Consider the following 19,798-nt stretch of genomic DNA (forward strand, 5'->3'; position numbering starts at 1 on the left):
TAAATGGATTTTATTTTTCTACCTTGGGGTGGTGCGCAGATATCGGATCAGGTCATCTGATGACTTGATGATGGCCACCGCCTGCAAGCGGTGGCCGCACAGGAAGGGGTCAGGCGAACACGAAGTACTTGCGCACCGTTTCCACCACTTCCCAGGTGCCCTTCATGCCCGGTTCGACGACGAAGATATCGCCGGCCTTGAGGTGGATCGGCGCCATGCCGTCCGGGGTGATGATGCAGTAGCCTTCCTGGAAGTGGCAGTACTCCCACTTCACGTACTCGACCCGCCATTTGCCCGGTGTGCAGATCCAGGTGCCCATGATCTTGCTGCCATCGTCGCTGGTGTAGGCGTTGAGGTTGACCGTGTGCGGCTCGCCGTCGATGCGCTCCCATTTGCAGGCGTCGACTACGGGCATGGGCTGGGTGTCGCGCAGTACGGTAATCGGTTTGTTGGCCATGAACGGCTCCTGGTGTTGGTCGAAGGGAGTTCACCTTATTGTTCGCATCTACCGCCCGGTTGTCTGGGGTCGACATGGGCGTACGTATTCGCGCTACCGGCTCAAGCCGGCAAGGCGGGGCGGGCACGCAGGGTGAAACCGGCATGCACCACCAGCGTGGCAATCACCAGCGCACCGCCGTACAGCGTTGCTCGGGCCGGCACCTCGCTCAGGAAGTACCAGACCCACAGGGTGCCCAGCACGCTTTCCAGCAGGTAGAACAGCGCCACCTCGGCGGACGGCAGGTAGCGTGTCGCGCTGTTGATCAGCAAGGTGGCCACCGGCATCTGCAGTAGCCCCATGATCCCCAGCGCCAGGTAACTGGCCTGATCCAGGCCGAAGGGCTGCGCCTTGGGCAGGGCGATCACGGCAGCGACGAGCCCGCCGAGGGCGATCAACGGCATGCGGGCCAGGCTGGAGTGGCGACGCAGCAAGGTGAGGTTGGCGCCCAGCGCCGCCGAGGACAGCAGCGCATAGCCGTTGCCCAGCAGGTCGCTGGCGCTGAAGGAACCGGCGAACACCAGCACGATGCCCAGCGTCGCCACGCCGATGGCCAGCCAGGTGCGCAGTGCCACCGCCTCGTGCAGCAAGAAGCGCGTGAACAGCGCTGCGAACAGCGGCGCGGTACTGAGGATGACCACCACGTTGGCCACCGTGGTGTGGATGACCGCCAACACGAAGAAGATCGAGATCAGCGCCAGCAGTACCGCCGACACGGCGCTGGGCAGCGGTTTGGCGCGCAGGCTTGCCCGGCTTGGAGCCGACAGCGAGAAGGCGCCCAGGGCGATGAACATCAGCAGCCCGCGCCAGAATACGATGCTCCAGCCGTCCGCCTGTACCAGGCGCACCAGCAGGCCATCGAAACTGAGCAGCACGATGCCGCTGGTGACCAGCAGCAGGCCACGCGCTGAGTCTGTCATCCCGGCTTTCCTTGTCGTTATAGATTGCTGCCCCGATCATCGCGCCAATATGGTGCGCTGGCCTGCCCAGATACGCCGCCGGAAGAGGCGTTCGCGACCTGGCGAGAGGCGTCATCCGCGCTGCTTGTTTAGTGGGCAACCCGGAACTTGTAATTTTGTCGTTCACTCCAATATACGATTGAGCGGCGCCCGGCGCCGCGCGGCACCTGGAACAGGGACGTGCATTTGTTCATTGCGCAAGCGAGGCACCCATGAATTCCGAAGAGCAAACCCTGATCGATGGTCTGTTCACCCGCCTGCAAGAAGCCGAGCACGAGGGCGGCCTGCGTGACAGCGATGCCGAGGCGCAGATCAGGCGTCACCTGGCCCGGCAGCCTGCCGCACCTTATTACATGGCCCAGACATTGCTGATTCAGGAGGCCGCGATCAAGCGCCTGGATCAGCGCGTGCGTGAGCTGGAAGCCCAGGCGGCCGAAACCCAGCGCCAGCGCGCCGGCAGTGGCGGCTTTCTCTCGGGGCTGTTCGGTGGCGGCCAACCAGCCAACGTGCCGCAGCCGAGCCAGCGCCCGGCTGGCTGGGGTGAAACGCGCTTTTCCCAGAACGCCAATGCCGCACCCATGGCGCCGGCCAGCATGCCGGGCGCCGCACCGGCGGCCCAGGGCGGCGGTTTCATGCGCGGCGCATTGCAGACCGCAGCCGGGGTGGCGGGCGGGGTCATGGTGGCGGATCTGCTGACCAGCATGTTCCATCACGATCAGCCGCAGGAAATCGTCGAAGTCATCCGCGAAGACGCGCCCTTGCAGGACAATTTTGCCGGTGGCCTGGACGACGCGCCCATGCGCGATAACTTCGCAGGCGACTTCAACGACACGCCGTACGCCGACAGCAACGACATCGATACCGATGCCTTCGACAGTTCGGACTTCTTCGACGACGACAGCATGTTCAGCTAAGGCCGTGTTGGCGCGGGTAGTGCTGGGGGTTAGCCCGCCAGCGGTTCGGCGTGGGCGGTGCGATCGACCAGGCGAATGCTGTCGCGCCCGTCGCGTTTGGACTGGTACAGCGCCACGTCGCCTTGTTCGATCAGGGCCGCCAGGCTGGCGGGCGGTTGGTCGAACAGGGTGGCGCCGACGCTGAGGGTAACCGCCTGGGGCGTCGAGAAACTCACGGCGGCCAGGGCTCGGAAGCGCTCGCGCAAGCCTTCGCCCAGCTCCACGATCTGCGCGCGCGAGGTATTTCTGAGCAGAATCACGAACTCGTCGCCGCCCAGCCGCGCTGCCAGGGCGCCCTCGGGCAGCGCCAGGCGGATCATCTCGCCCAGCGCAACCAGCAGGCGGTCGCCAGCGCCATGCCCGTGCAGGTCGTTGACCAGTTTGAAGTTGTCGATATCGATCAGTAGCAGCGCGCCGGGCCGGGTGCAGGAGGCGGCATCGAGCAGGTGCGGGGCTCGTGCTTCCAGAGCACGGCGGTTGTACATGGCGGTCAGCGGGTCGCGGGCGGCCAGGCGTTCGATGCGTTTCTCGCGGCGGTAGCGCACGGTGCCGGTCATCGACAGGGCGATCAGCATCAGCGCCATCACGCCTTCGACCAGCGAGATCTGGATGATCTCGCCGCGGAAGGCGGCGAGGTCGATCAGTGTGCCGGGCACCAGTACCGGAAAGGTCTTGGCGATGTAGAACAGCCCGTGGCCCAGCAATACGAAGCGCAACTGGGCAGCGCCCGCGCCCAGTGATTTGCCCCGAGGGCGCAGCAGGAAACTGGCCCTGATGGTGATCAGCGCAATCAACAGTGAGTTGACCACCAGCATGATTTTCGACCACTGCGGCCCTTCCGGCAGCAGCAACATCGCCAACCAGATGACCAGCACCAGACCCCAGGCACGCCCTAGCCGCGTTTCGGTAAAGCGCGCCACGCCGGCGTAGAACAGCCAGTGCGAAGCCACCAGCAGGCCATTGGCGAACCAGATGCCGACCAGCAGCAGGCCGCTACCGCGCAGCAGTGCCAGGGTCGAGCCGATACTGATCAGGGCGAAGGCGGCGCTCCAGAACAGCAGCGCCGGCTCCTGCACGGTACGCCATTCCAGCGCCAGGTACAGAGCTACCGCCAGTGCCAGGGCGATGGTCATGGTCAGCAGGGTGAGGGGATCGAGCGCCACGTGTGATCGGCCTTTCTATACAGGTCAGGGGGTGCGATCTGCCGGCTGATCGGCAGTGCATCGGTCATGGCTTCGAGCATAGCCACGCGTTATGAAAATGCAGGTGCCAGTGCCGCGCCCAGGTTTCGCCCGAGCGCCTTGGCGCTTCATGGGTCACTGTGTTTCGGCCGAACCGTCAAGCTCACCAGGCGGGTGACCACCAGGCCGATGTACATCACGCCGGCGAACTGCTCGAGCATCACCAGGGCGCGGGCGAAGGGCCGCAGCGGGATGATGTCGCTCAGGCCGACCCCCGACAGTGTGGTGAAGCTCAGGAACAGCAGCTCCACCCAGGTGCGCTGCGCCTCGGGATTGACCGCCGCGGTGAAGCTGCCGGGGCTCAGCAGCTGGCATACATGAAACGCATGGGCAAACGCCCAGGCCAGCAGGGTGAAAGTGGCGCCAACGGCGAACAGCTCGTCGGTGCTGGCGCGCTGGTCCTCCATCATGTAGGCGATCAGCCCGCCAGCGGCATAGAAATAGAAGCTCGACTCCAGCGCTGCCAGCAGGATCGACAGCGCGGTATTGGCCTCGAACTCCACTGCCACGGTCAGCGTCAGGATGCACGCTGCCTGGGTGAAGGCGATCCACTGGATGGTTGGGCTGCTGCGCACCATGCGCAACGACATCGCCAGCACCACGATGCCAAAGGTGCCGACGATGGCGCGTCCCTCGGACAGCTGCTCCATGAAGGGGTAGAGCACGATACCCAGCAACTGCACGAACAGCAGGCTGGCGGATGGGTAGCGCAGCAGATAGGTATGAGCCTTGGGCATCGGAGTCGACCGGGCGAGGGGAGGTATGCAGCGGGGCGCCATTTTGCCGGGCAGTCTAAAGGATCGCCAGCGCCGCGTAAGCTGCCATTGGCCGCCGGTCAGCCAGCATGGCGTTTAGCGCGTTGCGGCCATCACCCGGGCCGATCCGCACAGCGAATAGTCGCAGCGCCGCAGGGGATTTCGGCTATGATCCGCCACCCTCGAAAACACCCCGCCATGGTCAGGTCCCGATGCCCGTCAACGCTCTCTACACGGATCTGTCCGACTACTACGACCTGATGTGCGCCGACATCGACTACCGCGCGCAAAGCCATGCCGTGCAGCGCCTGCAGCAACTGTTCGGCAATGGCGGCAGGCGGCATCTGGACCTGGCCTGTGGCACCGGGCCCCACGTGCGGCATTTTCTCGACGCGGGCTTTCACAGTGGCGGGCTGGACATCAACCAGCCGATGCTCGACAAGGCCGCCATCCGCTGTCCCGAGGCGCACTTCGCGGTGCAGGACATGTGCGCCTTCAGCGTCGCCGAGCCGGTCGACCTGATCACCTGCTTTCTCTACTCGCTGCACTACAGCGCCACGCTCGAGCGGCTCACCGCCTGCATCGCCAGCGTGCAGCGCGCCCTGCAGCCCGGCGGGCTGTTCTGCTTCAACGCGGTCGACCGCACCCGCATCGACAATCGCCTGTTCGCCTCGCACACCGTGCAGATCGATGCGGGGCACTTCACCTTCAGTTCCGGCTGGCACTACAGCGGCGCGGGCGAGCGCCAGGCGCTGCGCTTGCGCATCGAAAAGACCACGGGCGACCAAACCCTGACCTGGCACGACGAACACCCCATGGTCGCGGTGAGCTTCGCCGAGCTGCAGGCGCTGCTAGAGCCGCACTTCGAGGTGCATGTGCTGGAGCATGACTATCAGCGCATCCTGCCGCTTAGCGACGGGGCGGGGAATGCGCTGTTCGTCTGTGTGAAGCGTTAGGGAGTAGCTCTGGTCGTGGGAGTGGCTTTAGCCGCGATCCCTCCGCGACTTCAAGCCTGATCGCGGCTGAAGCCGCTCCCACGCAGTTGTGTATCGAAAGGAAGCGCACAGCACCGTGGCGCAGGTTCGGTGGCGTGAAAAAACACGCGGTGGATGAAAATCTTGGGACCTGAGCACATCGCTGAACAACTTCACCGATTGCGCCTACTACAACTCGGCGACCAACGCCGCAGGCCTGTCAGCCAGCTGCGGCCCTTTTCACCTTGGCCGCCAGCACGGCGGCCTGGAGCGCCGTGAGGCTTCGTTTGGCCGCCGGTGATTCGAACACCGCACTTTCGGCCAGGGTGTAAACGCGCTCGCCGTTGTGCAGGGTGAATTCCACGAAGGCCAGGTGCTCTGACCACGAGCGATAGCGCCGCACCATAAACAGGCTGTGCTTGGTGGTGACGGTGTGCACGCTGCCCAGCGGGATGCGTCGATGATCGTTCTCGTTGGAAATGATCAGTTCATCGCCATGTACCGAGGCCGGCCCGGCCTTGTTCAACCGCCGCCATTCCAGCGCAAATCGCCAACCCATAAGCAGCAAGCAGCCGCCAACCAGCAGGAGTTCGGGCAGCCGCATCTCCGCCGCTTTGAACAGCACCAGGCCGCCAATCGCCAGAAGGATGGCGAGGGTGATGGAGCGGTAGAAATATACGCTGTGAAAATCGGGGAAGGTCAGAAAGCGGATGTCCATGGCGTCATTCTCGTCCATAGGTCTGACTAAAGGGCGTTCCGAGGGTTGTAGGCGCAAAGCGCTGAGGGCTACGTGCCGGCACCTGCCATGGCTGCCCGGCAATCACGGCAGGTTATGGCATATACCCGATATACCGCGTGATCCGTCAAGCAAATTGGCAGCGTGATCAATGCAGCGTCGGCGTCAGCCGCTCGGCAACCAACTGACGAGCCTGATGGGCCAGTTGGTCCAGGTGATAGTCGCGCTGTTTCTCGGCTTCGCTCATGGCCTTCTTGCCGTGCTGCTTGAGCAGGTAGGCGTGTATCTGCCGTACTTCGGTGGACTGAAATACCGGCGCCAGATCCTGCACCGCCACCAGGCCATCGGAGCGCTGGTCGCGGGTGTTCATCAGCACCTGCGGCCCCTGCGCAGCCAGCACTTGAAAACCCATGGCCTCGAAGGTCGGCACCTTGCCGGCGACGCAGGCCAGCTCCATATGCGGATGGCGCTCGATGATGCGCTGCAACATGGCGCGAGCATTACCGCGCCGGCGATGGCTGGCGGCTACGGCCATATAGGCAAGGGTGCAGGCGTCGGCATCGTCCTGGCTGGGCAGGTACAGCGCGAAACCCAGCACCACGGACGGATCCTGATCATCCAGGGCCAGCAACAACTGCGTGGGGCTGTCCGGCTCGCCGTTCATGGCCTGCAGGTACATGTGCACCTCGTAGCCGATCACGTACTGGTACAGCTGATACAGCGGGTTGCTGGGCGTCAGCGGCACTGGGCTGATATCGCTGAAGTAGTCCACCACCATCTGCAGCACCTGGGCTTTGAGGGACTCGGGCGGTGTGGCATTGAGATGGGTGAGGGTGAACATCGGGTGGGCTCTTGATAAAACGGCGGGCCGCATTGTAACGCGTGGGGCTGGAGGGCGTTGGTGTCGAAGGCCTATCCATGGACCACCTCGGGTAACATGTCACCGCATCGAGCATTGATTCCGAAGGGCCTTATGGCAGCGTCGAAACGAAAATATGTAGGCATTGAGCGTGAGCTGATTCGCACCCTGACAGACGCCTGCGAAACGGCAAAGAGCGAGATCGTTGGCTTCCAGTGGCTCACCCATGAGGTGAACTACCCGCGCTTTCCAGAGAGCCTGATCGTCACCTGGATGTTCGACAGCGAGGCCAGCAAGGCAAGGGCGCTGGCCGGTGCGGAAAAGGCCATGATGCTGGCGTTGACCCAGGCCGCATTCGAAGAGGTGGGCATCAGCGTGTCTCGCATCGCCGACCATGTGGCGTTTTCGGTCGAGCAGCCGGCAGGGGGCAAGCGTGGCCAAGGACATTGAAACCCCCTGCGTGTCGCTGTGTCAGCTCAACAGCGAGCTGTGCGTCAGCTGCGGCCGTACGCGGGAGGAAATCCGCAAGTGGCGGGGCATGAAACGCCCCGAGAAGATGGCCACCGTGCAGAAGGCGGCGACGCGGATGAAGGCGATTGCCAAGAGGAAAAACAATGGCTAGAACGCGGGCCGATCAAGGGCTGTCGCTCCCATCGACCCGCTGCTGGCGCCTCGGTACCTATTCTTGCGGTTCGGCTAGAAACGGTGCGACGCTGCCAAATGGGTAACTGCCCATCCCAATGCGCAGCGGTGCGACTGCCGTTGGTGCGCTGATCCCCACCACCATTACGTTATCGAAAAGCACCTGTTCGCCGGGGTTACGATTATCAGCGGCGACGATCAGGTAATAAGTGCCATCGTGAGTAACTTGGCCAGCCAGGTCCTGGTTGACGACACCTACTTGGCCACGTATCTGGCCAAATCCTTGGCCAATTACCGTCGACTTGTCGTCCAACAGGAAAAGGTAAGGCGCCAGCACGTACTTGCTGAAACCCAGGCAGCTATTTACGCACCAAGAGTTGACCTTGATGAGAAAGGGCTTATTGGCCTTGAGGTCGACCGAAAATACGCGGTAATTGGATGGAACCCCCTCGACTAGAAGGCGAGGTTCTTGAGCGGTGATTTGCCACTGTTTGGGACGCCAGCCGGGTGCTACCTGCATCGGTTCGGCAGCGGTGTTTCGGACTGCTTCGGCGGGCGTTTTTGCGAGTGGGGTCGTGGCGTTGACCACCTGCTCTTGATAGAGGCGCTGCGGGTTGGCGCTGCAGGCGATCAAGGCCAGGCAAAAGCTTAGAAGTAGTATGAGGCGCATTGAGTCTTCCTTATTTCCTATCGTTGGTAGTCAAGAGAGAGGTGCTCTTTTCCTATAAGCCGTCGAAAAGTTTGAGGTTAAGCTTCATCATATTTATTCACGGTAAAAATTTCAGATGCCAAAAAAGCTTAAGCTGGGGCAGCCCAACTCTCTGGCTTTTTCTTTATGCTGTTTGGCTGTGTTCGGGTTTTGCTCGTGTTCTTTATTGCTGAGTAAAAGGTAGATCTCGGCTAAGTATTCTTCGTAGCTCAGTGGTGGCTTGCGTGCCATTGCCAGAATGGTAAAGGGATTGGTGTTTTTTAGATTCGGCGTGGTAGCGGCCTCGCCTAGGCGGCAATAAGCTAAGCTAATGGTGGGAAGTGGGTAGGAACGTTTGTAAGGGTCATCCAAACTCAGGGCTTCTTCTAATGGTTTCATTAGAGCGGATGCCTCCTCTGAGTCAAGAGCGAAAAGAACTTTGTTGGAAGAACAAAATTGAAAAATAGCATGTTTGGCGGCCAGTAGGTCGGCCTCCGCTGCCTGGTTCAATAAGTCGCATATCTCTTGTTTGCTGATGCCCCTGATGCTCGGTTGACTTCCCAGTATCTGAGCTGCTCTATAAATACCCGGCGGAAAACCTTTTTGTGCGGACGTTTTAATTAAAACGTGATGCTTTTTGAGTTTTTCTATAGCATTTAGAGTGGAGGGATCATCTGGGCCAGGATAGTTGTTGGCGAGCTTTGTGATCTCTGGGTCTAGAGTTTTGTATATTTCTTCAGCCGCTATGTATTCTTCTTCGCCAGGGGGGGAAGCATTGGCTGTTGTACAGCCTATAGCTAAAAGGGCTAGCGCAATCGTTGCAAACTTGTTTCTCATTGGTTTTTCCAAACAAAGAGCCCCGCACTAGGTGAGTACTCTTTATCTGAGCTTAAACCCCAACATCCATGGCAGGTGTTGGGCAAATCTACAGTGAATTCAAATTGCCATCAAATGGCTATTTTCTGGATCAGCCCTATCAGGTAAACATCGGAGCGTGCGGATTGCTGAAACTGCCGCTTTTTCTTTTCACGCTGCGTCCGCTGCGCTGATGGGCGGGGCTCGCGACCAGCGCGTCCCGCCCCTGCAACTCGGGCGCTCGAACCTGCCCCGCAGCGCTGTTTCCTTGTTTGGCTTCTAGACGCTCCTTTAAGATGGCCGGCCCTTGCAAGGCAGGAAACACCATGTGGTTCACGAAGAAAAGGACGCTCAGTGACGAGCAGGCGACGGCGCTCAATGAGCAGGCATGGGCCGCGTTTCGCGAGCAGGATCTGGACACCGCGTTGGAGTGCTTCCAGAGCCTTGCCAAGGCGTGTCCCGCCGACCCGCGCTGGATGAACGGCGTTGGCGCGGTGAGCCTGGCGCGTGAAGATCGCGCCGATGCCCGTCGACACTTCCAGATGGCGGCCAAGCATGATTATCCCGGCAGCCACTACAACCTCGGCATCATGGCCTATCAAGACGGTGATCACGATGCTGCCTGCGGACACTTCCAGAAGGCTGCCGAGCACGATTATCCGGGCAGCCACTACAACCTCGGCACCATGGCCTTCCAGGACGGTGATCAGGACACCGCCCGTCAATACTTCCAGAAGGCCGCCGAGTAAGATTGCCCCCGCAGCCACTACTACCTCGGCAGCATGGCCTTCCAGGACGGCGATCACGACGCCGCCGTCGAGCACCTCAATAATGCTGTGCGCCACGATCATCCGGAGGCAATGAACCTGCTCGGTGACATTCATCTGCACGCCGAGCGCTACCCGCAGGCCGAGCAGGCCTACCGGCGCGCCGCCGAACTGGGGAATGTCGATGGCTACAACAACCTTGGCCTGCTGTACCTGCAGCTCGAGGACTACCAGCAGGCCAAGCAGGCGCTTTTGCAGGCGCTGGAATCCGACCACGTCTACGCCCAGCACAACCTGGCGGTGGCCTATCACCGCCTGGGCGAGCTCGAGGCGGCCGAGCGCTGGTACCTGATCTCCTTTTCTCAGCATGGCAACCTGCAGTCGCTGGAGAACCTCGGCCACGTGTATGGCGAGAGTGGCCGGGAGGTGGAGGGCAAGGCGCTGGTCGCGGCCTCCGACAAGCTCTACGAGGATCAGCCCCTCAATGATTACGAGCAGTCGTTGATCGACCGCCTGCTTGCCTGAGCCACGGTGATCTTGCGAGAAACCCTCGCCTGTACTTGATCGAGGCACGGGTTTTTGGTGACGAACCGGGCATGGACGGCCGACTGTTCGCTGGTGCTACGAGCGTCCGGCGCTCCTGGCTGCCCTGGGGGCTGCTTCAGCCGCGCTCAACTTCGTGCAGAAAACTCTCCAGAATCTTGCGGCTTTGCGCCAGCTCGGCCGCCTTCTGATCAGCCACGCGGATCTGTTCGTGCAGAACATCACGCAGCTCATCACAGGGCTCGAAAGCCAGCCCTTCGCCCCTCACGCACGGCAAGAACTTCAAGATGGTCGCCAGGGTCATGCCGGCGGCGCCCAGCAACCGGATGCGTTCGACCGTGCGCACTTCTTCCAACGCGTAATCGCGGTAGCCGCCTGTTGTGCGCTTTGGTTTCAACAGCCCTTCGGCTTCGTAGTAACGGAGCATTCTCACACTCACGCCCGAACGCCTGGATAGCTCACCTATTTTCATTCTTTGCTTCGCCTTGACTCTGACAGTGCTGTCAGGGTCGATGATAGGGGCTCCATCAATCGAGCACCATCAGGAGCTGTCCCATGGCGATTCAGCCGATCCATTATCCGTCCTACATCGATGGCCAACCCGTCAGCGCTTCGGCGCTGAACCCGCTGGCGTTCGCCGGCTTTGCCCATTTCACCGCCATGCAGGTGCGGAATTCGAGCATCAAGGGGCTGGATCTTCATCTGAACCGACTGCGCCATGCCTCTCTGCAGCTCTTCGAGCGTGCACCGGATGAGGCGCTGTTGCGCGCATACATTCGAACCGCGATCGAGGAGGGCGCGAGCGACCAGTCACTGACGGTCACCGTCTTTTCACCTCACGGCGAGTTCACGGCCGACAGCATGGATGCCGAGCCCGCCGTATTCGTGCGTACAGCGGCGCCGTCGGACGGGCCGCAAGGCCCATTGCGCTTGAGTGTCATCGAGCATGAAAGGCCGCTGGCCGCCATCAAGCATGTCGGTGAAATCGGCAAGACCTATTACCTTCACCAGGCCATACGCGAGGGCTTCGATGATGCGGCCTTCGTCAATAAACGTGGGCACCTGAGTGAGGGCACCATATGGAACCTGGCCTTCTGGGACGGTGAGACGGTGATCTGGCCCGAGGCCGAGATGCTTAAGGGCACCATGATGGGCATGGTCCAGCGTCAACTGACCCGCCTCGGCGTGCCACAGCGTGCTGAACCGGTCACCCTCGAGCGTGTGAAGGCGCTTTCCGGCGCGGCTGTGCTGAACTCATGGACGCCAGGCATTGCCGTCACTGCCATCGGCTGCCATGTGCTCGACGAGGCGAGGCCGTTTATCGAGCTGCTGCACAAGGCTTATCGGGCTGAGCCAGCCTGACCACGGGCTGTGATACGGCCAAAAGCGAATTCGTCCCACGCTTCGCGTTGCAACGCAGTCTGTGGCGCTCTGCATCGAGGCTGCCTGCGTTCCACTTTGATCGACTCTGCCCGGAGCCAGAGTCGATCAGTTGTTGAGGTAGCGGGCCGCCACCTGGTCGATGAAACCTTCCTTGCGCATCTGGTCCAGTGTGCTTTGCAGTTTCTCCACGACGTCATCCGGCGTGTCCTTGTTCAGCGCCAGGTAGAGTTGCCTGCTGCTGATGGAAAAGGCCACTTCCAGTTTGCCGACGCCGGCCTTTCTGGACTCGTAGTTGCCAGCCGGATTGGTGGTTGCCCACAGGTCGAACTCGCCGGCCTGCAGTTTGCCCGGCGCGCCGCCGAGGATGTTCTTCACGGGGAAGTTTCGCTTGGCCAGATATTGGCTGACGCTGGTGCCGGCGACCGAGCCGATGCTGTACTTGCGGGCGTCGTCGAGGTTGTTGAGCGTGATCGGGTTACCGGGCATCTTCAGCAGCACCAGCTGAATTTCACTCAATGGCCCGACCCACTTGAAGCGCGGCTCGCGATCTGCCGAGCGGCTGAGCGAGTACACGGCGAAGTCGGGTTGCTTCTCGGCCATTTCCTGCAAGCGGCTCCAGGGGAAGCGCAGTGTCATTTGGTACGGTATCTCGGCACGCTTGAACAGCTCGACCACCACCTCCTTGTCGATCCCTTCTATACCCTCTTCGCGCTCGAAGTTCTTGCCATTGGCCGACATGCTGAAAGGCGGATAATTCTGCGTCAGGATTTGAACCATATTGGCCGCCTGGGCGGTACCAGCGAACAGCGGCAATAGCGTGAATGCCAAGCGGCGGATTGTCTTGTTGAGCATGGGCAACTCCTTGTGGCCTTCATTTCGTGACGCGAACGCGATGGGGTTCGCCTTTCAAGGTGGCTAGGTGAATTGGACGGTGACCGAATGGGCTCGGCGCCACGCCATATGTAAGTGGTGCTTGGCGTGACAACGCGAAAAAGCGGCGAGCGGCGGCGCAGCGCTGATCGTCAGCGAACCTGCCTGTCGCCCAGGCGTGTTTGCTGCAGGGTGGGCATTGTTCAGCAAACCTGGCTCGACGGCAGCTGTTGGATGAGTGCCGTGCGGTTTGCATCACACCTGCGGCGCAACAATGATCATCTTGGCGGTAGACGCCCCCACTAAGGGCTACCCCGGGGCAATCGTGGCATCCGTGCCGCTCATGGGTCCCGCCCAGCTTCTACATGACCATTCCACTCGGACGCGCTATCTCTTTCGTGCAGCAAAGAGAAGTGGTTCTACGTCGTAACGGCGAAACCGGTATAAGAGGCGAGGCAGAAAATAAATCTGTCCCCTTTTTGTGGGGCGTCTGGCGTCGCCTATGAGATTTGTATTTTAGAAACAGAGCCAGAGCATTGCGGCTCGGCCGCAATGCTCTGGCTTTAAGCTCTGCTTTGATTGTTGCTTTGCCTTCCACATAACGCTCAGACACCGCGATCCCCGAACCCCATCAGGAGGCCGAGTGGAGGTGCTGTGGAGAGGGGCGTTTGGCATGGATGCCAAACGAGGAACGATGGCCGGGGCCGCCTAGGTAGGGATGGCCCACCGTGACGACCCTCGGAACAGTGCCGGAGCGAGGGGAGTTGAGCGTAGCGAAACCCGGATGTCGGGCGCGCTTTCTCTTTGGTTACTTTCTCTTTCGCGCGAGCAAAGAGAAAGTGACTCGCCGTAAGGGCGAAAACGGTAGAAGAGGGCGACGGAGAAAATAAATCTGTCCCCCTGGATCTGGCGTTGGTCGGCGCAGAGCGTCGAGAGCTACGTCCCACGCGGAACGTGGAAACGATCAAAAAAGGGGGAAAGCAGCGAATCAAGTGACTCGCCGTAAGGCCGAAATCAGTAGTCGCAGGTTAATGAACTTGTCCTCTTTTTAAATTTAGATGCTGACTTGTCATGCTTAAGGCAGTCCAATCTGCTCTTTAAGTAATGCATATGCGGAATTGTAATTATCGCCGCAAATGCTGTTGTCTGTTCTGTAGTTTTTTGTTCCATGTTTCCTTTTCTTGAGAATTATTTTGTCGTTATCTTCTGTCAATAGGTAGTCGTTTTTATTCCAATTTTCTAGTTCGTAGCCATTCTCTGTTCTTATCCAGTCTGGCAGCGTTGACTTTGATCTAGATAGGTCGAGAAGGAATTCGCTGGTGTTTTTGTATCTGTTGTCAATTTTTGATGTGGCTGTTTTCAAGGTCTTTTTTATTTTTGCAGGTACATAGAATGGAAAGCTTTCCCAGTCTAGTATTTTTCCGGAGGCTGTTCTTTTTTCTATGCACTTGTCTATGAATAAAGACGCATCGCAAGGGTGGGCAGTTCTTTCTATTTCTCGTAGTTCTTTTATTTCTGCCTTGCTTAGTTGTTTGAGTAAGTCGTTGCTTAATTTTCCTCCAAATAATAAGAAGCCAATCATTCCTGCTTGATATGTGTCAGACGAAAAGTCGAAGTAAGCATTTTCTCCAAATGCTTCGGGTGGCCTGTAAAGTATGCTGTGCTTGGATGCGGGTGCTCGCCCGGTGTCGTCGTTTATTCTTCGTACTGAACCAAAATCAGCTATTACGATAGTGTCGTTGTGAACTAGTAAGTTTTCTGGTTTCAAGTCGCGATGAACAATTTTATTGTTTGAAGAGTGGAGTTCAGATAGCCCGGATAGAAGTTGGCAAAGTAGTTTGTGTGCGAGGCCTAGCGAGATATCGTATCGTGTTAGAAAACTGTGTAGGTCACCATCATTTGCTACTTGCATCATATAGTAGGAGCAGGTTTCCTCAATTTTTCTTGCGTCATACACTTTAAGGATATGGTCGTGATTGATTGCTGAGATAATTGAAGGCTCTTGGTCAATTTCATCTTTTGGGTGGAAGTATATTTTAATGGCCACCTCTTTTCTAAGTACGTTATGTCGTCCTATTAGAATGTATCCATTTGCGCCAGAGTCGTTGAAATCTGATATCTGAAATTCAGGGAATTTTGCAAGAACCGCTTGCGCTTGCACAGGTAGTTTTAGAATGTCTACCGGCATTTTTATTCTAGTCCTTCGTATGCTATGTCATAAGCCATAGCTAGGTCAGCAGTGGCCGGACGATTGCTTTTTCTTTCTTGCTCTCGACGATTTGTGGCGTTTATTGTGAGCGAGTGTACGAAGTCTATGGGTGCAGGCGATATTGCTAAGATTATGCCTTCCAAGATAAAGGTCCCAGCGCCGCCAGCACCATGCCCCGTAGTCGCTCGGCGATTAATTACTATTTTATCTACGCGGTTGTCTGTACAGTACGCTTTTAATGTCTGAGTAAATACCTCTACATCATCTTGTGTCGGATTTTTGGAGAGGCCTAGTTTGTGGAATTTAATAGCGACAGGGGAGTGCGAATCTTTTGTGCCTGTTAGCGTCACTATTCGTGCTTCGTTAGCTTTTAGGTATATTCCAGTTACTACCATGAATAAATTTCCTTATGTTTTAAGCTAAATAAAAAGCCCCGCACTAGGCGGGGCTCTTTATTAAGCTTCAACCCCAACATCCATGGCAGGTGTTGGGTCAATCTACTCTGATGTCAGCGAGCCATCAATCCCAGCTCAACGCCCCACCAGTCTGGTACTCGATCACACGGGTCTCGAAGAAGTTCTTCTCCTTCTTGAGGTCCATGATCTCGCTCATCCACGGGAACGGGTTGGTGGTGCCCGGGTATTCTTCTTTCAGGCCGATCTGGGTCAGGCGGCGGTTGGCGATGAATTTGAGGTAGTCCTCCATCATCGCGGCGTTCATGCCCAGTACGCCGCGCGGCATGGTGTCGCGTGCGTATTCGATTTCCAGCTGGGCACCCTGCAGGATCATCTGGGTCGCCTCGTCCTTCATGGTGGCGTCCCACAGGCTCGGGTTTTCGATCTTGATCTGGTTGATCATGTCGATGCCGAAGTTCAGGTGCATGGACTCGTCACGCAGGATGTACTGGAACTGCTCGGCGGTGCCGGTCATCTTGTTGCGGCGGCCCATGGAGAGGATCTGGGTGAAGCCGCAGTAGAAGAAGATGCCTTCGAGTACGCAGTAGTAGGCGATCAGGTTCTTGAGGAACTGGCGATCGGTTTCCGGGGTACCGGTTTCGAACTTGGGATCGGAGATCGAGCGGGTGTACTTCAGGCCCCAGGAGGCTTTCTTCGCGACGCTCGGGATCTCGTGGTACATGTTGAAGATCTCGCCTTCATCCATGCCCAGCGATTCGATGCAGTACTGGTAGGCGTGGGTGTGGATCGCTTCCTCGAAGGCCTGGCGCAGGATGTACTGGCGGCACTCGGGGTTGGTGATCAGGCGGTACACGGCCAGCACCAGGTTGTTGGCAACCAGGCTGTCGGCAGTGGAGAAGAAGCCCAGGTTGCGCTTGACGATGCGGCGCTCGTCTTCGGTCAGGCCGTCGGCGGACTTCCACACGGCGATGTCCGCGGTCATGTTCACTTCCTGGGGCATCCAGTGGTTGGCGCAACCATCCAGATACTTCTGCCAGGCCCAGTCGTACTTGAAGGGTACGAGCTGGTTGAGGTCGGCACGGGCGTTGATCATCTGCTTGTCGCCGACTTCCACGCGCGCGGAGCTGCCTTCGAGCTCGTCCAGGCCTTCCTGGATGTCGAGGTCGTTGAGGGCCTGTTTGGCGCGGGCTACGGCCGCGGAGTCGTTGGCGTCGACGGCGCGGGCTTCGAGGGCGGCGTTGCCGCCTACCTGGTTGAGTTTTTCCAGGCTCATGTCGGCACCGGCCTGGGCCTGTGCAGCGGTGTTCTTGGCGGGGGAGGCGGCTTCTGCGCCGTCTTCCTTGTCGAATTCATCCCAGCTCAGCATGGTGGGGCTCCTGCTTGAGAGGTCGGCTAAGGGCCGGCCTGTGTGGATAGTGGCTAATCGTCGGTAGCTCGCGGTGCACGCAGAGCGCTACGGCTGATTATCAGAGGCCGGGGCTGTACCCCGGCTCTTGGGTTATCTGTGCCGGCTGCAGTGCTGCAGCCGGCTAGGCCATTACTGGCAGGCTTCGCAGTCCGGCTCGTCGATGGCGCAAGCCTTCGGAACCGGTGCCGGGCCAGGGGAGGCCTGGGTGGCCGGCGCGGCAGCCGGGGCTGCGACGAGGCCTTCGTCGCCACCACTGGATACGGCGTTGAGCTTGCCGGTGTTGATGGTGGACTTCTCGGTGCTGGTCGCGGCCAGGGCACGGAGGTAGTAGGTGGTTTTCAGGCCACGGTACCAGGCCATGCGGTAGGTCACGTCGAGCTTCTTGCCCGAAGCGCCAGCGATGTACAGGTTCAGCGATTGCGCCTGGTCGATCCACTTCTGGCGACGGCTGGCAGCATCGACGATCCACTTGGTGTCGACTTCGAAGGCGGTGGCGTACAGGTCTTTCAGGTCTTGCGGGATGCGCTCAATCTGCTGCACGGAGCCGTCGTAGTACTTCAGGTCGTTGACCATGACCGGATCCCACAGGCCGCGGTTCTTGAGGTCGCGCACCAGGTAGGGGTTGATCACGGTGAATTCGCCGGAGAGGTTCGACTTCACGTAGAGGTTCTGGTACGTCGGCTCGATGGACTGCGACACGCCAATGATGTTGGAGATGGTCGCGGTCGGCGCGATGGCCATGATGTTCGAGTTACGAATGCCTTTCTTGACGCGCTCACGTACCGGCGCCCAGTCCAGGGTTTCGTCCAGGTTGACGTCGATGTACTTGGCGCCACGGGCCTCGATGAGGATCTGCTGGGAGTCCAGCGGCAGGATGCCCTTGCTCCACAGCGAACCGTCGAAGGTTTCGTAGGCGCCGCGCTCGTCGGCCAGGTCACAGGACGCCTGGATGGCGTAGTAGCTGATCGCTTCCATGGAGCGGTCGGCGAACTCCACCGCGGCGTCGGAGCCGTAGGCGATGTGCTGCAGGTACAGGGCGTCCTGGAAGCCCATCAGGCCGAGGCCGACCGGACGGTGCTTGAGGTTGGAGTTGCGCGCCTGGGGTACCGAGTAGTAGTTGATGTCGATGACGTTGTCGAGCATGCGCACGGCGGTCTTCACGGTGCGACCGAGCTTGGCGGTGTCCAGCTTGCCGTCGACGATGTGGTTGACCATGTTGATCGAGCCCAGGTTGCAGACCGCGATCTCGTCCTTGTTGGTGTTCAGGGTGATCTCGGTGCACAGGTTGGAGCTGTGCACCACGCCCACGTGCTGCTGCGGGCTGCGCAGGTTGCACGGGTCCTTGAAGGTCAGCCACGGGTGGCCGGTCTCGAACAGCATGGAGAGCATCTTGCGCCACAGGTCCTTGGCGGCGATGGTCTTGTGCAGCTTGATCTTGCCGTACTCGATCAGCGCTTCGTAGTACTCGTAGCGCTCTTCGAAAGCCTTGCCGGTCAGGTCGTGCAGGTCCGGCACTTCGCTCGGGCTGAACAGGGTCCACTTGCCGTCTTCGAAGACGCGCTTCATGAACAGGTCCGGGATCCAGTTGGCGGTGTTCATGTCGTGGGTACGACGACGGTCGTCACCGGTGTTCTTGCGCAGCTCGAGGAATTCCTCGATGTCCATGTGCCAGGTTTCCAGGTAGGCGCACACGGCGCCCTTGCGCTTGCCGCCCTGGTTGACCGCCACGGCGGTGTCGTTGACCACCTTGAGGAACGGCACCACGCCCTGGGATTTGCCGTTGGTGCCCTTGATGTAGGAGCCCAGCGCGCGCACCGGGGTCCAGTCGTTGCCCAGGCCGCCGGCGAATTTGCTCAGCATGGCGTTGTCGTGGATGGCGCCGTAGATGCCCGACAGGTCGTCCGGCACGGTGGTCAGGTAGCACGACGACAGCTGCGGGCGCAGGGTGCCGGCGTTGAACAGGGTCGGGGTGGACGCCATGTAGTCGAACGAGGAGAGCAGGTTGTAGAACTCGATGGCACGCTCTTCACGGTTCTTCGGCTCTTCGATGGCCAGGCCCATGGCCACGCGCATGAAGAACACCTGGGGCAGTTCGAAGCGCACGCCATCCTTGTGAATGAAGTAGCGGTCGAACAGGGTCTGCAGGCCCAGGTAGGTGAACTGCTGGTCGCGCTCGTGATTCAGCGCACGGCCCAGCTTCTCCAGGTCGTACTCCTTGAGTTTCGGGTCGAGCAGTTCGAACTGCGCGCCGGCTTCGACGTAGGCCGGCAGGGCCTTGGCGTACAGCTCGGCCATCTCGTGGTGAGTGGCGCTGGCGGCGATGTTGAGGAAGCTCAGGGCCTCGGCGCGGATGTTGTCCATCAGCAGGCGGGCGGTGACGTAGCTGTAGTTCGGCTCACGCTCGACCAGGGTACGGGCGGTCATCACCAGGGCGGTGTTGACGTCCTTCTGGGCGACGCCGTCGTACAGGTTCTTCAGGGTCTCGCGCTGGATCAGCTCGCCGTCGACTTCCAGCAGGCCTTCGCAGGCTTCGGAAATGATGGTGTTCAGGCGGCCCATGTCCAGCGGCGCCAGGCTGCCGTCGGCGACGGTCACGCGGATGCTCGGGTGCGGCTGGGCGATGCCTTCGGCGGCGTCGCTGGTCTTGCGCTTGCTGGCCTGTGCTTCGCGGTAGATCACGTAGTCACGGGCGACTTTCTGCTCGCCGGAGCGCATCAGGGCCAGTTCGACCTGGTCCTGGATCTCTTCGATATGGATGGTGCCGCCGGACGGCATGCGGCGCTTGAAGGTCGCGGTGACCTGCTCGGTCAGGCGCGCGACGGTGTCATGGATACGCGACGAAGCAGCGGCATTGCCGCCTTCCACAGCGAGAAACGCCTTGGTGATCGCGACGGTGATCTTGTCACCGGTGTAGGGCACGACGGTGCCGTTACGCTTGATCACACGCAGCTGGCCGGGTGCGGTTGCAGCCAGTGCCTGGGTGGCGTCATCACCCTGAGGCGCTTGCGCCTGAGGATTCTCACGAGTGGTGTCGGTATGCATGA

General features: G+C 59.8%; 21 protein-coding genes and 1 pseudogene. 8 read left to right on the forward strand and 14 right to left on the reverse strand.

Translation table 11 applies throughout. The features are described 5' to 3' along the window. Positions 1–109: 109 nt before the first annotated feature. Positions 110–457 (reverse strand): cupin domain-containing protein, encoded by a 348-nt coding sequence (locus tag BM154_RS12815; RefSeq protein WP_074884271.1) that lies wholly within the window; start codon positions 455–457, stop codon positions 110–112. A gap of 101 nt (positions 458–558) precedes the next feature. Beyond that, the gene (locus tag BM154_RS12820; RefSeq protein ID WP_074884274.1) at positions 559–1,416 is read right to left on the reverse strand and encodes a DMT family transporter; all 858 of its coding nucleotides are present in this window, start codon (positions 1,414–1,416) and stop codon (positions 559–561) included. Positions 1,417–1,667: 251 nt separating this feature from the next. Between BM154_RS12820 and BM154_RS12825 the strand changes: the two genes are divergently transcribed. Beyond that, a complete protein-coding gene (locus BM154_RS12825; RefSeq protein ID WP_074884278.1) occupies positions 1,668–2,369 on the forward strand; it encodes a DUF2076 domain-containing protein in 702 nt (233 codons plus the stop codon). Positions 2,370–2,398: 29 nt separating this feature from the next. Here the strand turns inward: BM154_RS12825 and BM154_RS12830 are convergent, their stop codons facing one another. Continuing rightward, complete coding sequence (locus BM154_RS12830; protein WP_074884281.1) at positions 2,399–3,571, reverse strand: GGDEF domain-containing protein; 1,173 nt, start codon at positions 3,569–3,571, stop codon at positions 2,399–2,401. Positions 3,572–3,717: 146 nt separating this feature from the next. Further along, complete coding sequence (locus BM154_RS12835; protein WP_074884285.1) at positions 3,718–4,386, reverse strand: ion channel; 669 nt, start codon at positions 4,384–4,386, stop codon at positions 3,718–3,720. Between the two features lie 230 nt (positions 4,387–4,616). Between BM154_RS12835 and BM154_RS12840 the strand changes: the two genes are divergently transcribed. Continuing rightward, positions 4,617–5,360 carry a class I SAM-dependent DNA methyltransferase gene (locus tag BM154_RS12840; RefSeq protein ID WP_074884288.1) on the forward strand — a complete coding sequence of 248 codons (744 nt, stop codon included), beginning with the start codon at positions 4,617–4,619 and terminating at the stop codon, positions 5,358–5,360. Between the two features lie 238 nt (positions 5,361–5,598). Here BM154_RS12840 and BM154_RS12845 read toward each other — a convergent pair whose 3' ends face one another. Together BM154_RS12845 and BM154_RS12850 are read right to left on the reverse strand one after the other, a co-directional pair. Next, entirely contained in the window at positions 5,599–6,114 is a 516-nt protein-coding gene (locus BM154_RS12845; protein WP_244157149.1) for a hypothetical protein, read from the reverse strand. Positions 6,115–6,262: 148 nt separating this feature from the next. Then, on the reverse strand, positions 6,263–6,955 hold the full coding sequence (locus tag BM154_RS12850) for a GNAT family N-acetyltransferase (protein ID WP_074884291.1): 693 nt from the start codon (positions 6,953–6,955) through the stop codon (positions 6,263–6,265). A gap of 132 nt (positions 6,956–7,087) precedes the next feature. Between BM154_RS12850 and BM154_RS12855 the strand changes: the two genes are divergently transcribed. Both BM154_RS12855 and BM154_RS12860 read left to right on the forward strand, forming a co-directional pair. Beyond that, positions 7,088–7,423 carry a hypothetical protein gene (locus tag BM154_RS12855; protein ID WP_074884294.1) on the forward strand — a complete coding sequence of 112 codons (336 nt, stop codon included), beginning with the start codon at positions 7,088–7,090 and terminating at the stop codon, positions 7,421–7,423. Continuing rightward, positions 7,407–7,595, forward strand: coding sequence for a DUF1289 domain-containing protein (locus BM154_RS12860; RefSeq protein ID WP_074884296.1), 189 nt, complete (start codon positions 7,407–7,409; stop codon positions 7,593–7,595). Before BM154_RS12855 ends, BM154_RS12860 begins: the two co-directional genes overlap by 17 nt. 57 nt (positions 7,596–7,652) lie before the next feature. Here BM154_RS12860 and BM154_RS12865 read toward each other — a convergent pair whose 3' ends face one another. After that, positions 7,653–8,285 (reverse strand): hypothetical protein, encoded by a 633-nt coding sequence (locus BM154_RS12865; protein ID WP_074884298.1) that lies wholly within the window; start codon positions 8,283–8,285, stop codon positions 7,653–7,655. Positions 8,286–8,396: 111 nt separating this feature from the next. Continuing rightward, positions 8,397–9,140 carry a hypothetical protein gene (locus BM154_RS23900; protein ID WP_139225445.1) on the reverse strand — a complete coding sequence of 248 codons (744 nt, stop codon included), beginning with the start codon at positions 9,138–9,140 and terminating at the stop codon, positions 8,397–8,399. A 344-nt stretch (positions 9,141–9,484) separates the two neighbouring features. On the opposite strand from BM154_RS23900, the gene BM154_RS24430 reads away from it, so the two are divergent. From BM154_RS24430 to BM154_RS24435, 3 genes and pseudogenes are all read left to right on the forward strand, one after another. Then, positions 9,485–9,907 carry a tetratricopeptide repeat protein gene (locus BM154_RS24430; protein ID WP_244157154.1) on the forward strand — a complete coding sequence of 141 codons (423 nt, stop codon included), beginning with the start codon at positions 9,485–9,487 and terminating at the stop codon, positions 9,905–9,907. Between the two features lie 15 nt (positions 9,908–9,922). Next, a pseudogene (locus BM154_RS24565) lies at positions 9,923–10,090 on the forward strand (tetratricopeptide repeat protein); the annotation flags it as partial. 6 nt (positions 10,091–10,096) lie between these two features. Beyond that, positions 10,097–10,450, forward strand: a complete 354-nt coding sequence (locus tag BM154_RS24435) for a tetratricopeptide repeat protein (protein WP_279626225.1) — start codon at positions 10,097–10,099, stop codon at positions 10,448–10,450. A 136-nt stretch (positions 10,451–10,586) separates the two neighbouring features. Here BM154_RS24435 and BM154_RS12875 read toward each other — a convergent pair whose 3' ends face one another. Next, positions 10,587–10,940: a MerR family transcriptional regulator gene (locus BM154_RS12875; protein ID WP_074884301.1), complete on the reverse strand. Its 354-nt coding sequence runs from the start codon at positions 10,938–10,940 to the stop codon at positions 10,587–10,589. A gap of 83 nt (positions 10,941–11,023) precedes the next feature. On the opposite strand from BM154_RS12875, the gene BM154_RS12880 reads away from it, so the two are divergent. After that, entirely contained in the window at positions 11,024–11,830 is an 807-nt protein-coding gene (locus tag BM154_RS12880; protein WP_074884304.1) for an aminotransferase class IV family protein, read from the forward strand. Positions 11,831–11,956: 126 nt separating this feature from the next. Here the strand turns inward: BM154_RS12880 and BM154_RS12885 are convergent, their stop codons facing one another. The 5 genes from BM154_RS12885 to BM154_RS12905 all read right to left on the reverse strand — a co-directional run bounded on the left by BM154_RS12885 (position 11,957) and on the right by BM154_RS12905 (position 19,796). Beyond that, the gene (locus BM154_RS12885; RefSeq protein WP_139225446.1) at positions 11,957–12,703 is read right to left on the reverse strand and encodes a substrate-binding periplasmic protein; all 747 of its coding nucleotides are present in this window, start codon (positions 12,701–12,703) and stop codon (positions 11,957–11,959) included. Between the two features lie 1,093 nt (positions 12,704–13,796). Next, positions 13,797–14,909, reverse strand: coding sequence for a protein kinase family protein (locus BM154_RS12890; protein WP_074884311.1), 1,113 nt, complete (start codon positions 14,907–14,909; stop codon positions 13,797–13,799). A gap of 2 nt (positions 14,910–14,911) precedes the next feature. Next, a complete protein-coding gene (locus BM154_RS24665; protein WP_074884314.1) occupies positions 14,912–15,325 on the reverse strand; it encodes a DUF3010 family protein in 414 nt (137 codons plus the stop codon). 124 nt (positions 15,326–15,449) lie between these two features. Then, positions 15,450–16,712, reverse strand: coding sequence for a ribonucleotide-diphosphate reductase subunit beta (locus BM154_RS12900; RefSeq protein WP_074884316.1), 1,263 nt, complete (start codon positions 16,710–16,712; stop codon positions 15,450–15,452). Between the two features lie 171 nt (positions 16,713–16,883). Beyond that, positions 16,884–19,796, reverse strand: coding sequence for a ribonucleoside-diphosphate reductase subunit alpha (locus BM154_RS12905; protein ID WP_074884318.1), 2,913 nt, complete (start codon positions 19,794–19,796; stop codon positions 16,884–16,886). Positions 19,797–19,798: the final 2 nt, after the last annotated feature.

Source organism: Phytopseudomonas argentinensis (genome assembly GCF_900113905.1).
Taxonomy (GTDB): Bacteria; Pseudomonadota; Gammaproteobacteria; order Pseudomonadales; family Pseudomonadaceae; genus Aquipseudomonas; species Aquipseudomonas argentinensis.